The organism is Chryseobacterium sp. SIMBA_029, from assembly GCF_046535275.1.
Classification (GTDB): Bacteria; Bacteroidota; Bacteroidia; order Flavobacteriales; family Weeksellaceae; genus Chryseobacterium.
Genome location: NZ_JAWRXA010000011.1, coordinates 49,653 through 64,926, shown reverse-complemented (window position 1 = coordinate 64,926; position 15,274 = coordinate 49,653). Strand labels below are relative to the sequence as shown.

The window sequence follows — 15,274 nt, the reverse complement described above, 5'->3', positions numbered from 1 at the left end:
TTCAAAGTTTTAAAAATCTGAAATGTTTCAGGGTAAAATACAATTAAAAAGAATAAAACCAATGTCGTCAGCAAAGCATTTTTTAGAACTGATCCAGAAATCCCGGAAAGGAAAATTTAAAATCTATATCGGGATGAGTGCCGGTGTCGGAAAAACGTTCCGTATGCTTCAGGAAGCTCATGCTTTGCTGCGAAACGGCATTGATGTAAAGATAGGCTATATCGAAACCCACGGAAGGGAAGAAACAGTGGTATTAGTGGACGGACTTCCTGAGATTGCCAGAAGATCCGTTTTTTATAAAGGGAAAAACCTTGAAGAAATGGATGTTCAGAGCATTATCAATGAACATCCGGAAGTCGTTTTGGTGGATGAGCTTGCCCATACCAATGTGGAAGGCTCAAAAAACAAAAAAAGATGGCAGGATGTGCTGGAAATTCTGGATAATGGAATCAATGTCATCAGTGCTATGAATATTCAGCATATTGAAAGTCTGAATGAAGAAGTAAAAAAAATCACTGGGATTGAAGTTACAGAACGCGTACCAGATAAAATCCTGGCTCTTGCTGATGAGGTGGTAAATATAGATTTAACAGCTGATGAGCTTCTAACCAGGCTGAAAGAGGGGAAAATTTATAAAAAAGAAAAAATCCAGACCGCATTGGCAAATTTTTTCCAGAGCGGACATATTCTGCAGCTCCGTGAGCTGGCTTTAAAAGAAGTGGCAACTCATGTTGAAAAAAAGGTAGAAACAGAGATTAAAACCGAAAATTTTAAACCTGTAAAATTCCTGGCCTGCATCAGCAGCAATGAGAAAATAGCAAAAAATATCATCCGTAAAACTGCCCGTCTGGCAAGCTATTATAACAGTCCGTGGACGGTGCTGTACATTCAGAGGTCTTCCGAGAATCCTGAAAAAATAGCGCTTGATAAACAGCGGTATTTGATTAATAATTTTAATTTAGCACAGGAATTGGGAGCGAAAGTCGTGCGGATCAAAGAAAACAGCGTCCACAAAGGAATTCTGGACTATGTCGTTGAGCATAATATAACAACGGTCTGTATAGGAAAACCACATTCCAAATTCTGGCAGCGGATTTCCGGGTACAGCTGGATTTATACCTTAATGAACCGGTTGAACGAAAGACAGATTGATATTATTATTTTATCTTAAAAGTGATGAAACTTAAAACAAAACTCACCTTAGGCGTAGGCCTCTTATTTTTCCTGATTGTGTTGCTTTCAGTAATAGGCTCTGTCTATATCAATAAACTGAAATCAGATACAGAGAAGATTCTTACCGCCAACTACAACAGTTTGGAGTTTTCTAAAAATATGCTGCTTGCCTTAGATAAAATAGAAACAGACAGTACGGTTGCGATCGCAGATTTTAGAAAAAATAATGTGCTTCAGGAAAAAAATCTCACGGAATTTGGTGAAAAAGAGGTCACTCAGAATTTAACCCTGCATTTTAACAGCTATATTCAGGAGCCTACACATGAAAAAGAAAAACTGATTCGTGAAGATCTCGTAAGAATCATGTCACTGAATATGAAGGGGATTGAAAGAAAAAGTGATATTGCGATCATTACTGCGGAAAATGCCACATTTTGGATTGTAAGCTTAGGAACGGTCTGTTTTTTAATAGCTTTTATTTTGCTGTTCAATTTGCCGCAGACGATTGCTGAACCAATCAATCAGTTGACATTCAGTATTAAACAAATTGCAGATAAGAATTATAATCAAAGGGTTCATTTCAAAGGCAGTGAGGAATTTAATGATCTTGCTTCTTCTTTCAATGTGATGGCAGAAAAACTTCAGGAATACGAAAGCAGCACTCTTTCTACCCAGCTGATGGATAAAAAAAGGATCGAAACACTGGTCAACAACATGCATGATGCTGTGATTGGCCTTGATGAAAATCATTTTATCTACATGATCAACGATGAAGCCTTGAAGATCACCAATCTCCGGAAGGAAGAAATCATTGGGAAAACCGCTCATGAAGTGGCTGTTAATAATGATTTGGTAAGAGAACTGCTTAAAAACATTGATCATCCGGTAAAAGAACCGATTAAAATTGTAAGCGATAACAAAGAGAATTATTTTGAACAGGAAATTGTTCCCATCAACATCACAAAAACGGGTGAGAAGGAAAAAAAATATATTGGAAAAGTAATTCTTTTACGGAATATCACTCCTTTTAAAGAGCTGGATTTTGCAAAAACTAATTTTATTGCCACCATTTCCCATGAACTGAAAACTCCGATTTCTGCTATAAAAATGGGTGTCCAGTTACTAGGAAATCAAAAATTCGGAGCACTGAACGATCAGCAGAAAGAATTGCTGAAAAGTATTAATGAAGATGGACAGCGATTGTTAGATATTACGGGAGAATTGCTGAACCTTTCACAGGTTGAAACAGGAAATATCCGTCTCAATATTGAAAGGTGCTCTCCCAAAGACATCGTGCAGACTGCGATAAAAAATGTGGAAAAATTAGCAGAACAGAAGAATATTTCTATCCAGGCAGATTATCAATTGGAAGATGGGGATTATATAGCAGCTGATTTTGACAAAACAGTCTGGGTGATGAATAATTTCCTGAGCAACGCTGTCAAACATTCTTTTCAGGATGAAAAAATCAGGATTGTAGTTGAAAAAAAGGATTCATTTGTGAAATTCAGTATTTCAGACACAGGAAGCGGAATTGATGAAAAATACCACCGTCAGATCTTCGATCGTTATTTTCAGGTTCCCGGGGAGCACCAGAACGGGACAGGACTTGGGCTGGCGATTTCAAAAAACTTTATTGAAAAGCAGCACGGAGAAATTGGGGTTGAGAGTTCCTTAAATCAAGGAAGTACTTTTTATTTTATACTGCCTTTAGTTGAAAATAATGAAAAAAAGGTGTTTCTTAAGTGATTTGAATTAATAAATTTAACTTCCGAATATAATAACTACTTTTAGATTCTTTAAAAATAATGACTTTATGAAAAGAATTCTAATAACTATAATATTCAGTGTATTTCTTTTTACAGGCAGACTTCTTTCACAGGAAACGCCTGTTTCCTATGTTGAAAAAGCCATTCAGCTGATGGAGCAAAATTCCGTGAATAAAAAAACAATCGACTGGACGGCAATACGAAAAAAATATCTGAAGCAGGCCAGCGAAAAAAAGACGGTAAGGGAAACTTATCCCATCATCAGGGATATTCTTGGGAACTTAGGAGATCATCATTCCAAACTGTACGAGCCTGAAGTTATTGTGGATTATTTGAAAAGATTTAAAGAGGTAGGAGCTCCGTTTCCTTATCCAAAAGACAGCCTGATTGATCATACAATGGCATACATAACGGTACCTCCCATCGGAAATCTTAACCAGGATGACTGGAATGAATATGTACAGACATTTTATGATAAAGTAAAAAAACTGGATCAAAGTAATCCCAAATTGTGGATTATCGATCTTAGAAATAATGAAGGAGGAATGTTTTCGCCCATGCTAAAAGCAATCCGGCCTTTTTTAGATCGTGATAATACCTCTGGCTCCAGCGATAGTGCAGGAGATATAAGCTTTTTTAACAGCAAAAAAGATGGAATCTATTTCGGAAAACGGAAAATAGATGCGATCCCCGTTCCGGATATTGTCATTAAAAATAAAAACAAACCAATCTATATTTTAACCAACAAGGTAACAGCAAGTTCCGGAGAGTTTGTGGTGGCAAGTTTCAGAGGACAGAAAAACGTTAAAATTGTTGGGTGCAATACGACAGGATTAACGTCTGACAATTCTGATTTCAGGCTGCCGGATAATGCTTTTCTGGTACTTACCACTGGAACATTAATCGACCGTACCAAATTTCTCTACAAGGAAGTGGGAAAAGGAATCCCTGCGGATATTGAAATTAAAAGTGATCAGTTAACCGATTATATCAGTAAAATAAAGGAAATGCAGAAACTGTAAAAAATTATTTATAGTATTTCAGCGGTAAAATTAAGCTGATTTCCAATACAATTTTCTATATTTAGAATAAATTCACCCACGATGAAAACATCAGAATTAAAAACTGATTTATTAAACCGAATTACTCAATTGCAGGATCCCAGGATTATTGCGGAAATCCATAACTTTTTAGATGTTGAAATGCCTCAGAATCAACAGGATTCTGTTTCCGGTACTTCTTATGATGAGCGGATTTTCCAGGCTGGAGAAGACTGCAAAAATGCAGTGTACCTTACAGAAGATAAAGCCAATCAGGATATTGAAGAATGGCTGAACGAAAAGTGATTTGGATTTTCCAGAGTCACCACAATTCACAAAGACAAATATAATATCCATGATGAGGTTTAGATTATTTTTAACGGTTTTATTAAGTAGTACATTGTATGTGATGTGTTTCGGACAGCATTTCAAAATTGAAGAGCTTCAGAAATTCAATACGGTTGATATGCCCACTTTTAAACAGGAAATTAAAAAGCAGGATTACACTTTTTATGATAAAACAGAGAGTAATGAATTCCTTCTGAATGAATACGACAGTCCGGATTTTCAATATAAAATCGGAAAGTTCGAATATAAAAATGATCCTTCCCAAAATATGATCCAGTTGGAGTTTAAGGATAAAAAGGAATACGACCAATATGAGGAAACCGTAAAAAAGTTAGGGTATAAACAATCCGGAACCGGAAAAATATTCGGCGGCGAAACCTATATCGATTATGTGAAACAAAAATCCAGAATCAGACTGGTTTCCCCGAAAAAAGACCTGCCTAACGAGCCTTATACAATATTGGTTTTCAAATAAAATTATTGTGGAGCATCTTATGTATAGGAGCGAGCAATCGAAACCTTCTCTTTCAGACTTTATCGAAAGTTTCTGGATGCTGGACAATCCTTCAGGTGATAAAGAAGTGGTATTGCTTCCCGACGGAAGGATAGATGTAATTTTTTCACAGTCTGCTAAAGATCCGTTTCATATTGTTTTATTAGGAATTGGTACCCATCCCGAACAAATTGTTATTGCTGAAAAGACTAAGATTTTTGCGATAAGTTTCAATTTACTGGCTGCAGAATATATCCTCCAAGAGTCGGTTTCAGATCTTATAGATGGAGCGAAGAATCTACCTTCCGACTTCTGGGATTTTTCTATTGAGGATTTCAATGATTTTGATAAATTTTGTCAAAAAGCATCAGAAAAAATTCAGGAACAGCTTCTGATTCAAAAAATGGATGAAAGAAAACGTAAGCTTTTTCAATTGATTTATTCATCAAAAGGATCGTTCAGTGTAAAAGAATTATCTGAAAAAGTCATCTGGAGCGAAAGACAGATCAACCGTTATTTCAATAAACAGTTTGGGATTTCCTTAAAATCCTATTGTGGAATTCTCCGTTTCAGAGCTTCCTTCGTACATATTAAAGAAGGAAAACTATTTCCGGAACAAAACTTCAGCGACCAGTCCCATTTTATTAAAGAAATAAAAAAACTCTCAGGTTTTCTGCCTAAAGAACTCAGCCAAAATAAAAACGACCGATTTATACAATTTTCCGTACTGCCTGAAAAGTAATTTTGTGCCATAATTTTAACGTTATGGTCATACAACATAAAAAAATAGCAATTATTGGCGGCGGGCCCGGTGGACTTACACTTGCAAGATTACTGCAGATGAAAGGCGGTGATGTGAAAGTATATGAAAGAGATGCTCATAAAAATGTAAGAGTTCAGGGAGCGACATTGGATCTTCATAAAGAATCCGGACTTGAAGCATTGAGAAGAGCAGGTCTGATGGAAGGATTTACCGCTAATTATCGTCCCGATGCAGGAAAGCTGAAGATTCTGGATAAAGATTTTAAGGTGTATTTAGATGAACATTCTTTACTAAATTCTCATTCCGAAGACCGTCCGGAAATTGACAGAGCTCCGCTTCGGAAAATACTTTTGGAATCTTTACAACCTAACACTGTGGTGTGGGACAGTCATTTTATTTCCATGGAAAAGAAAGATAACGGCTGGCTCTTGCATTGTAAAAACAATACATCTTATTATGCAGATCTCGTGATTGGAGCAGACGGAGCACGTTCAAAAATACGTCCTTATCTTACCGTGATACAACCCATATATTCCGGAGTAACGATGGTGGAGGGTAATATTGAGAATGCAGAAATCAATGCTCCGGACATTTTTAAATGGGTTAACGGAGGTAAAATATTTGCATTGGATGAGAGTAAATCATTATTGCTCAGTATAAAAGGAGACGGAACGCTCACTTTTTATACGGGTTGTAATGTAGATGAAAACTGGGTGCGGGAATCAGGAATTGATTTTAGCAAAAAAGAACAGGTTTTTGAATGGTTTAAAAATGAATTTCATACTTGGGACAAACGGTGGAATGAATTATTTGAAAGTGAAAACGTTGTAATCATTCCACGGCCTCAATACTATTATCCTCTCAATCAGGCTTGGGAAACACAACCGGATCTTACGCTGCTTGGGGATGCAGCCCATGTAATGCCTCCCTATGCAGGAGAAGGCGTAAATATGGCCATGCAGGATGCCTTTGAGCTTGCAGAATGTTTAACAGATCAAAATTTAAGTACCATCAAAGAAGCCCTTGAACAGTATGAAAAGAATATGCTTGTGCGAGCTTCAGAAATGACGGCGGCTACGCTGGATAATACCAAACTGATGCACTCTGAAGGTGCAGTGGAAAATCTTTTGAAAATGTTTAGTGATGAACATTATTAGTAACAGTATTTAACTCGGTAATCTAGGTGTTTTTCAGGATTAAAATCTGATCGGATATTTCTTTCAAATCTTCCAAATAATGACTGATAATAAAAATAATTTTTTCAGATTTTAGTTTCTCAATCAGATGATAAATAAATGTTCTGTTTTCATGATCCAAAGATGAAGTAGGCTCATCGAGAATAAGTACCTGTGGATTATGATACAAAGCACGCATCCAGCCAAGGAGTTGTTTTTGTCCTCCTGAAAGATTGATACCTTCTTCCCCGACTAGTGTTAAAAACCCTTGAGGAAGAGAATCTATAAATCTGTCAAACCCGAGTGCTATCACCTTTTCAAGTTTTTCTTCGTCTATATTCTCATCCAGAATAATGTTTTCTAAAACAGTACCGTTGAAGAGGGAAATATTCTGTGGAACAGTACTGCATACACTTCGCCAGTTGTTAATGGAAATGTCTTTTAGATTGGTATGTTTATTAACGATAATTTCTCCTTTTTCGGGAAAATAATTTTTTTGCAAAATTTCAGTTAATGTAGTTTTACCACTGCCGCTTTCTCCAAGAAGACAGGTAACGGTTCCTTTCTGCAGAGAGAAAGAAATCCCATTAAGAAGCTTGCTTCTTCCATTAAATCTGAAATCAATATTGGTGATGTCAATTGAATCAATAGCTAATATTTCCACTCCTTCTGTTTTCTCTGGCTCCAGCGAAGAATATTCGAACATTCTGTCGAAAGCGACTTTGGCTTCCTGTATGGGGATGGTTACCAGAGCCAAATTGGTAATCGAGGAAAGTAGAGAACCAGAAATTCCAAGAATGGCCATTAATTCACCAATTTTAATTTCATTATTTAAAACAGCATAAGATGAAAAACCTAGAATAAATAAAAGAAAGACCACTAACGCCAGTCCGGAATACAATGAAATGGTAAGATTAAGTTTTCCAAGTTCAAAAATTTTTGTTTGAAAGAAACTGAAAATATTTTCATTCTTTTTAATAAATAAATCTTGCTTAGAAAAACCTTTGATAACCTCTATTCCTCTGATACTGTCTATATAATTGGCTTCATTGCTGCTGTAAGACTGCATGACATTCCGTTGGGCTTCTATAATTTTTCTGTTGAAACTGAAAATAATATAAAAGATGGCAGGTGAGGTGGCAATGCATACCACTGCAAGTTTCCAGGAATAAAAGAAGAGGAAACCCAAAGAAATAAGAACACCCAAAATATCTACTGCGGTGTTGGTAATTAAATGCTTGATGACGGTTTGAATTCTTTGTGTGTCATTAAGCCTCGCCACAAAGTCTCCGGTTTTTCGGCTGTCGAAAAACATTTTCGGAAGATGAAGAAGTGAAGAATAAAACTTTTTGTTAATTCGTTCATTAAAGGATTTTGTCTGCTTAATAATGTAGAATTCCCGCAGTGCCTGGATAATCACTTTTGCAAAAAGTAAAAATCCAAGAAAGGAAATGCTGACTACAAGAAGAGATATTTTTTTCTTCGGTAAAATATCGTCTATTAACTTTTGCGAAAAAATAGACATCGACATTCCCAGTAAAGTAAAAACAAGCCCAAGAATAATAACCGTATAAATAGCTTCCTGATCTTCTATAACGAGATTCCTGAGCCATTGCTTTTTATCAGAATCTACCTCCGTTTTTTTCTGAAACTGGGCATTAGGCTTTAGGGTGAGACAGGTTTTCGACTGCCAGACTTCCTGAAGCTGATCTTTCGTCCAGTACTCTAGACCTTTGGCAGGATCTCCGATAAGAAATTGATCATTTCCAGAAAAATGATAAGAATAACATATAACATAATGTTCAAATTTTTGATCTATAATTGTGTGTAAAATAACGGGTTTGTTGTGTTCTTCTATATCAGCTTCACATCCATCTTAGAGTATTTGTTATAAATTTTGTAAAGTTCTTTTACCTCTGCTTGGTAGAAATAACAATCAGGGTTGAAGTAAACAAATACTTATTTTTCCCATTCGAATTTTTTTTCTATTCCTAATCTATTAGTGCTATATTGAATTTTAACTCCTTGAGGAAGATTATCCATTGTTTCTTTATTGTTTTTTAATAATAATTGATCTTTTAAATCAATAAATTTTTTCATTTCTATTTTTGAATATTGTTTAAATGAAGGTGTAAAATTTACAGAATACTTATAATCAATTTCTACCTTTTCAGCTTTCCAAATATCAAATGATTTATTGTCAACCCTTACATCTAGAATTAGCCCAGGCAACCCGAAAAATTTGAAAGGCCCGGCAGAATAAGGCAACTCTTTTGTAAAATAGGCGGTAATATTGGACCCCCTAAAAGTAGTAGTTGCTTTTATACAAGTATAACCTGCTACTTTCTTTGTGCTTTTGCTATCAATATTCCATGTAGGTTTGGTAATTTTATCATGTATAAAATAATTATCGTTTGGATTATTTCCATTAACAGCTGCCGTAAAGAAAAAATCCCTTTCATTAGGTTCTCTATCATTTAATGTTGAAATAAAATAGAATGCCCTGGTAGTCTTTCCCGGTTTGAATGCTGTAATTCCGTCAGAGTCATTTGAACTTTTAAAATGAATTATAGAATCCTGTTTTGATAACACTTTATTATTATCTATATATAAATCTTCGTAAAGCGTTGCAATATCAGATCGTACATACATATATTTCACATGGATTTTTTGGGAAAAGCATAAATTAGAGATTATAAGTATGCTTGATATTAAAATGTTTTTCATAATCTTGAAAATATAAATGGGAAATTAATTTAATTTCCCATAATAATTATTTAAATTTATAAAGGTGCAAGTACAAATCCTTTTACTTGCAGTCTATGTTTTACTAAACTTTGCCACATTTGACAATTTTCTAAGGAGGTTTGATCTGATGTAAACATATCCTGCCCAGTAACATTTCCATCTGCATCAAAATAGGTAACAGTTACTCCACAAAGCTGAAACATAGCATTGTTTTTTTTAGATTGTTCTATATCTCTCAAATCATACGTTTTAGACTGTTCTAATTCTATAACTTTATAAGATGCAGAATTATTGATTTGATTTTTTACGGTTTTAAATACTGTAGATTTAGCACTGACAATCCCAGCAACTCCTAAAGTTACTAATAAAATCACTTTTTTCATAATTGTTTTTAATTTTTAGAATTAATATTTTACGTGCCATATATTCCCTGGCTTGGGAAGGTGCTGATCAGCATTTCCTATTTATACTTTTGTACTGTACACATACAAAAAAATAAACATTTGTGTTTTTACCTGAAGCAAACATACGACAAGAAATTATTGTCAAAAAGTAAATGAATTCTAGATTTGTAAATCTATAGCTCTGAATTTATAAATTTAATGGATTTAAAGTGTTGTAAATGAGTTTGTTTGTGTTTTTATTTGAAGAGGTATAGCTCCTTCCCTTTTTGATACAGCCTTTTTACTTTAATAAGCATACCTTAATTGTCAAGATAAAATTGCAGTGAAATAAGATGATTTTATAGATATCTTACGCAGGCGTAGAATGTAGTTGCACCCACTTCAGTAAGAGCAAAATTGGATGTCACTAGACCTGCAACTGCTATCATCGAAGAAAAATAACAGCTTGCGCCAACTCCTCCTCCCTGAATTTTCTCTAAATCATTAAAATTTATTTTTTTTATTTAATAACATTACACAAAACATACCTAAAAATACAATTAGTGCTGCAGAGTATTTACTTTGAGTTTCATCTAAAAAGGGATAGAAATAGTTTGCGATTATCACTAATGAAACAATAGCCATTAAAATAAGAGTAATGTTTTTTAGTACTTTCTTTTTCATTTCATTTTGTTTTTTTATGTAGTAAATAATTTTTTGCTATACGGTTCCTGATATGGGAAATGTATTGATCAACATTTTTGCACTGTAAATATGAAAATAAACATTTATATTTTTACCTGAAGCAAACATACCTCAAGAAATTACCTCACTTTTGAAACGATTCTTTACTTCAATAAATTCTCTTATTTTAGTTTATGCCAGCTTGCTACCCGGAATATCCCCAAGCTTATTAAAACTTATTTTTTTGATTTTTGTTAAATAAAAAGATTAATGTCATTGATAAGAAAAGTGCAGATGTTGTAAAGAGCTTTCTATGGGTATCAGTTAAAAATGAATTGAAATTGTTAATTATTAGGATTATTGATGCAGTAGCTAGTAAACTAATAACAATAATTCTCAAAACCTTCTTACGCATATTTATATGATTTAAATTCTTATGAAAAACATTCCATTCCAATGGCAGTTATCACCCCAAGCTCCAGTAGACCTCATTTTTGAAATCTAAATTTATAAATTAAATTTAACACATTGTAAATAATTGATTTGTGTTTTTTTAAGTTCTGTTTTCTTGCTCGATTTCTTTAATGTAAATAGACAAAGTAATTCCTGTTTTTTTCTTAAAAGCTAAAGAAAAAGCCTGTTCATTATTGTATCCCAGCTCATTTGCAATGACTGATAATTTGTAAGAACGGAACTTTCTATCCTTTACCAGTCTGTTCAGTGCATAATTGATGCGTAAATCATTAAGATAGCTTGCAAAATTCTTTCCTTTCTGAGTGTTGATCACCTCTGATAGATAAGTGGTATTCGTTTTTATGCTTTTTGCAAGGCTGGCCGATGTAATTCCTTTCCTTAAAAAGAGTTCTTTTGATTCGAAGACTTCCAATTCTTGTAAAATGAACTGTGTTACCTCTTCAGGAGTAGTTTTATATGTTTTATCTTCTATATCAACCTGTTCAGTATTTTGAATCTGAATGGGATCCAAGTTTGCGGTTGAAAGTTCAGAATTTCTTTCCTCTATAGAATGTATTAAATCCTGAGCAATTTTCCGGTGTTTTTTCTCGGTTTTTTTAGATTTATAATATAAAAATGAAACCAGTAAAAGAATTATTGATAGAGAGCCAATGGAAATACTGAGAATTGTTTTTCTGTTTTCTAAATCATTGATAATATGCTCCTTTTCCTGTAAAAGATTGGGAGTGTCATATTTTCTGGGCAATTCTGCTGACAAATACTTGAATTGTTCATCCAACTTTTGATCGACTTTCAAAAATCTTTCAATATAATAGAGTTGCTTTTCTTTGTTATTTTTCTCTTTATAATAGTCTATAAGATAAGTATAGACTTCCCGAAGTTCTGGAAAAGTATTATTTGTTTTTTGTACAATTGAATCTATCTCAATAAAGCTTTGTGCTGCATGATCTTTTTCGTGTAGTCCTATATAAGCTTTACCTAGAACAAATAAAGTGTAATAGATATTCAAATTCGTAATATCTGCTGAAAAATATTTTTTGCAAATTAGTAGATCGTTTACTGCTTTTTTGTAATCTTCCAGCTTTACATTATAAAAGCCTGATAAAGATAAGTATTTATAATAATTATATTTATCCTTGTTCTCTAATGAATACTGAAAACCTTCATTAATGAGTATTTTTGCAGAGTCAAGTTTATTGATTTCAATATAGGCATCAGTCAAATTCTGATGTATTTGGTTACGTTCGGTGCCATATAATGAACTTGGATGGTTCAAATAATATCTAAAGGTTTTTGCTGCTTCTTTATGTTTTCCTATATAGTTTTGCAAATAAGCAATATTAACTTCGATAAAGGCAATTTGTCTTTCATTTTTATTTTCTTTAGCATACTTCAACCCTACAAGATAGTTTTCAAAGGCATTTTTTAAGTTGTCAAATTTAAAATAAGTATTTCCTCGCAGTAAATAAATTTTTGCAGGATATATTTTTTTATCTAAATCTTTTGAAATGGCTTGTATACTGTCAACGTACTTTAATGCATTAGGAAAATTTGCATTAAATTGCATAAGTACATATCCCTCTGCAATTTGACTTTGGTTTTTTTCTGCTTTGGCTTTTTGAAGGAAATACAGAGCTATTAAGTTAGACTCACGAGTTGCATCTCTATAATAATATTCGTCAAATTTAGTTTTAAGATCTAGGTAGCTGTATTCTTTTAAAGGATTGGGTTTTAATGTTTTTTGTGAATAAAAAATATTAAATCCAAGTATGTAGAAAAGAAGGAAAAATCTTACTTTCATCATTTTGTCTAGAATAAGATGCAAAAATATTATTTCTTTTTTTGAAAAATGTCTAAAATTGATAACGCTGCAATAATTAGAAATGCCCCAACTTTATACCATTTATCAATATTCAAATCAGTAAATAGTTCTAATGTAAGAACAGTAATTACTATTAATATTAAAATTAGTCTTATAAGTTTCATTAAAGATTGTCTAAAATTATCTCATACCGTTAATCGCACACCCAACTCCAATAACGCCTGCAACTACAGCCGAACCTTGTCCTACAGGATTCCATAAATTACTCATATACCTATTTGATATACAGTAGCGGCAACAGCAAAGCCTATGCAAAATCCATCCCCAGCATTGGCTCCGGAAATATTTTCAATTTGTGTTAATGTTGACTTTTTCATATTATTATTATTATTATTTAATCATCACATTTTATAACTGTGTAAACGCGTGCTGCATATCCTGTAACAAGACCTCCCCATCCCATGAAAATAGCACCTCCAATAGCTGCTCCAGCAACAAAAGCTAATCTATTTTCATTTGAGCAATCAAAGGAGCCGTTAATAATTTCCATTTGCGAAACATTTAATGTTTTCATTTGTTTAATTTTAAATTTAGTAAATAAGTTGTTTGTGTGTTTTTTAATTATGGTTGTCTTTCTCGATTTCTTTAATATAGATAGATAAAGTAATTCCTGTTTTTTTCTTAAAAGCTAAGGAAAAAGCCTGTTCATTATTGTATCCCAGCTCATCTGCAATGACCGATAATTTGTAAGAACGGAACTTTCTATCCTTTACCAGTCTGTTCAGTGCATAATTGATGCGTAAATCATTAAGATAGCTTACAAAATTCTTTCCTTTCTGAGTGTTGATCACCTCTGATAGATAAGTGGTATTCGTTTTTATGCTTTTTGCAAGGCTGGCTGATGTAATTCCTTTCCTTAAAAAGAGTTCTTTTGATTCGAAGACTTCCAATTCTTGTAAAATGAACTGGGTTACCTCTTCAGGAGTAGTTTTAGATGTTTTATCTTCGGTATCAGTCTGTTCAGGATTTTGAAGTTGAATGGCATCTAATTTTGTTGGAGTTTCAACATTTCCTTCCTCAATAGAATGAATTAAATCCTGAGCAATTTTCCGGTGCTTACGCTCTGTTTTTTTCGCTCTGTAAAAAAAGAAGGAAAGCAGTAAAACAGTTGTAAATAGAAAGCCTATAGAAACATATAAAACTATTTTTTTATTTTCTAAGGTATTGATGATATGTTCTTTTTCTTCTAATAGCTTTGGAGTGTCATATTTTTTCGGTAATTCAGTTGACAAATATTGAAACTGCTCATCGAGTTTTTTGTCAACTTTTAGAAATCTGTTAATATAATAAAGTTGTTTTTCTGTGTTATTTTTTTGTTTATAATAATCTATGAGATAAGTATATGCTTCCCGAAGTTCAGGAAAAGTAATATTGAATTTTTGTACATTAGAATCCAGTTTAATATAAGTTTCTTTAACTTTTTCTTCATTTCTATCTCCACGATAAGCTTTGCCTAAATTATAGAGAGCATAATTAGCATTGTTATTTTCATTGGTATGGATAAAATAAGCATAGGAATTTGATAGCTTTATAATCGCACTTTTATATTCCTTCATTTTAAGGTCATAAGTTCCGGCCAAATAAGAATATAGGTTAGGATCATATGCATTTTTACCTATAAAAGCAGACTTTTGTCCTTCTTTAATTAAAATATTGGCAGAATCTAATTTATTAATCTCTAAATAACAGCTTGTAAGAGCTATACGCATTTGATTGTGTTGATAGTCATCTGTTATGTTATTTTCGTTATACAGATAATATCTGAATATTTTTGAGGCTTCTGTATTTTTACCCATATAACTATTAATATAAGCAATATTCATATTGGCATAGGCAGTTTGCCTTTCATCATGTTGTTCCTTTGCATATTTTAGTCCCAAAATATAATTATCAAGCGCATCTTTTAAATTATCATATTTTTGATATAAAGTTCCTCTTACTAAATAGGTTCTGGCAGGATATAGATGTCCTTTTACATTTTTTGTAATAATAGCTACACTATCAATATACTTTAAGGCTGTTGGGAGATCTTCATAAAAATGCATCAGATTATAACCTTCCGCAATTTCGAGTGTGTTTTTTTCTTTTTTAGCTTTTTGTAAATAATACTTGGCTGTCTGTTTCGCCTGTTGAACTTTATTATGGTCATAATAGTCATAAAAATTAATTTTTAGTTCACTATATCTAAGAGGCTCTAAATTCTCAGCAAATTTATTTTGTGTATAGAATAAGTTACTAACTATTATGAGTAAAAGCAGGTGTAAATATTTCATCATTTTCTAACTAGATTACAAAAGTATTTATTTTTTTAGTAAATTTTAATTATAATAAAAAGAAATCAA

General features: G+C 33.0%; 14 protein-coding genes. 7 read left to right on the top strand and 7 right to left on the bottom strand.

Annotated features, from left to right (window positions below; genetic code table 11):
* Positions 1 to 61: 61 nt before the first annotated feature.
* The 7 genes from SB679_RS18955 to SB679_RS18925 all read left to right on the top strand — a co-directional run bounded on the left by SB679_RS18955 (position 62) and on the right by SB679_RS18925 (position 6,743).
* On the top strand, positions 62 to 1,171 hold the full coding sequence (locus SB679_RS18955; protein WP_410703875.1) for a sensor protein KdpD: 1,110 nt from the start codon (positions 62 to 64) through the stop codon (positions 1,169 to 1,171).
* Positions 1,172 to 1,176: 5 nt separating this feature from the next.
* Positions 1,177 to 2,922, top strand: coding sequence for an ATP-binding protein (locus SB679_RS18950; RefSeq protein WP_410703874.1), 1,746 nt, complete (start codon positions 1,177 to 1,179; stop codon positions 2,920 to 2,922).
* Positions 2,923 to 2,989: 67 nt separating this feature from the next.
* Positions 2,990 to 3,964 carry a S41 family peptidase gene (locus tag SB679_RS18945; protein ID WP_410703873.1) on the top strand — a complete coding sequence of 325 codons (975 nt, stop codon included), beginning with the start codon at positions 2,990 to 2,992 and terminating at the stop codon, positions 3,962 to 3,964.
* An 81-nt stretch (positions 3,965 to 4,045) separates the two neighbouring features.
* Positions 4,046 to 4,288: a hypothetical protein gene (locus tag SB679_RS18940; RefSeq protein ID WP_410703872.1), complete on the top strand. Its 243-nt coding sequence runs from the start codon at positions 4,046 to 4,048 to the stop codon at positions 4,286 to 4,288.
* A gap of 49 nt (positions 4,289 to 4,337) precedes the next feature.
* Positions 4,338 to 4,805, top strand: a complete 468-nt coding sequence (locus tag SB679_RS18935; protein ID WP_410703870.1) for a hypothetical protein — start codon at positions 4,338 to 4,340, stop codon at positions 4,803 to 4,805.
* A 7-nt stretch (positions 4,806 to 4,812) separates the two neighbouring features.
* The gene (locus SB679_RS18930; RefSeq protein WP_410703868.1) at positions 4,813 to 5,565 is read left to right on the top strand and encodes a DUF6597 domain-containing transcriptional factor; all 753 of its coding nucleotides are present in this window, start codon (positions 4,813 to 4,815) and stop codon (positions 5,563 to 5,565) included.
* 23 nt (positions 5,566 to 5,588) lie between these two features.
* Positions 5,589 to 6,743, top strand: a complete 1,155-nt coding sequence (locus SB679_RS18925; protein ID WP_410703867.1) for an FAD-dependent oxidoreductase — start codon at positions 5,589 to 5,591, stop codon at positions 6,741 to 6,743.
* A 22-nt stretch (positions 6,744 to 6,765) separates the two neighbouring features.
* Here the strand turns inward: SB679_RS18925 and SB679_RS18920 are convergent, their stop codons facing one another.
* The 7 genes from SB679_RS18920 to SB679_RS18890 all read right to left on the bottom strand — a co-directional run bounded on the left by SB679_RS18920 (position 6,766) and on the right by SB679_RS18890 (position 15,208).
* Positions 6,766 to 8,619: a peptidase domain-containing ABC transporter gene (locus SB679_RS18920; RefSeq protein ID WP_410704018.1), complete on the bottom strand. Its 1,854-nt coding sequence runs from the start codon at positions 8,617 to 8,619 to the stop codon at positions 6,766 to 6,768.
* Positions 8,620 to 8,720: 101 nt separating this feature from the next.
* Positions 8,721 to 9,488 (bottom strand): GLPGLI family protein, encoded by a 768-nt coding sequence (locus tag SB679_RS18915; RefSeq protein ID WP_410703866.1) that lies wholly within the window; start codon positions 9,486 to 9,488, stop codon positions 8,721 to 8,723.
* Positions 9,489 to 9,544: 56 nt separating this feature from the next.
* On the bottom strand, positions 9,545 to 9,892 hold the full coding sequence (locus SB679_RS18910) for a hypothetical protein (RefSeq protein WP_410703864.1): 348 nt from the start codon (positions 9,890 to 9,892) through the stop codon (positions 9,545 to 9,547).
* Between the two features lie 504 nt (positions 9,893 to 10,396).
* Complete coding sequence (locus tag SB679_RS18905) at positions 10,397 to 10,576, bottom strand: hypothetical protein (RefSeq protein WP_410703863.1); 180 nt, start codon at positions 10,574 to 10,576, stop codon at positions 10,397 to 10,399.
* Positions 10,577 to 11,129: 553 nt separating this feature from the next.
* Complete coding sequence (locus SB679_RS18900; RefSeq protein ID WP_410703861.1) at positions 11,130 to 12,854, bottom strand: helix-turn-helix domain-containing protein; 1,725 nt, start codon at positions 12,852 to 12,854, stop codon at positions 11,130 to 11,132.
* A 412-nt stretch (positions 12,855 to 13,266) separates the two neighbouring features.
* Complete coding sequence (locus SB679_RS18895; protein ID WP_410703860.1) at positions 13,267 to 13,446, bottom strand: hypothetical protein; 180 nt, start codon at positions 13,444 to 13,446, stop codon at positions 13,267 to 13,269.
* Between the two features lie 43 nt (positions 13,447 to 13,489).
* Positions 13,490 to 15,208, bottom strand: coding sequence for a helix-turn-helix domain-containing protein (locus SB679_RS18890; protein ID WP_410703858.1), 1,719 nt, complete (start codon positions 15,206 to 15,208; stop codon positions 13,490 to 13,492).
* Positions 15,209 to 15,274 lie beyond the last annotated feature (66 nt).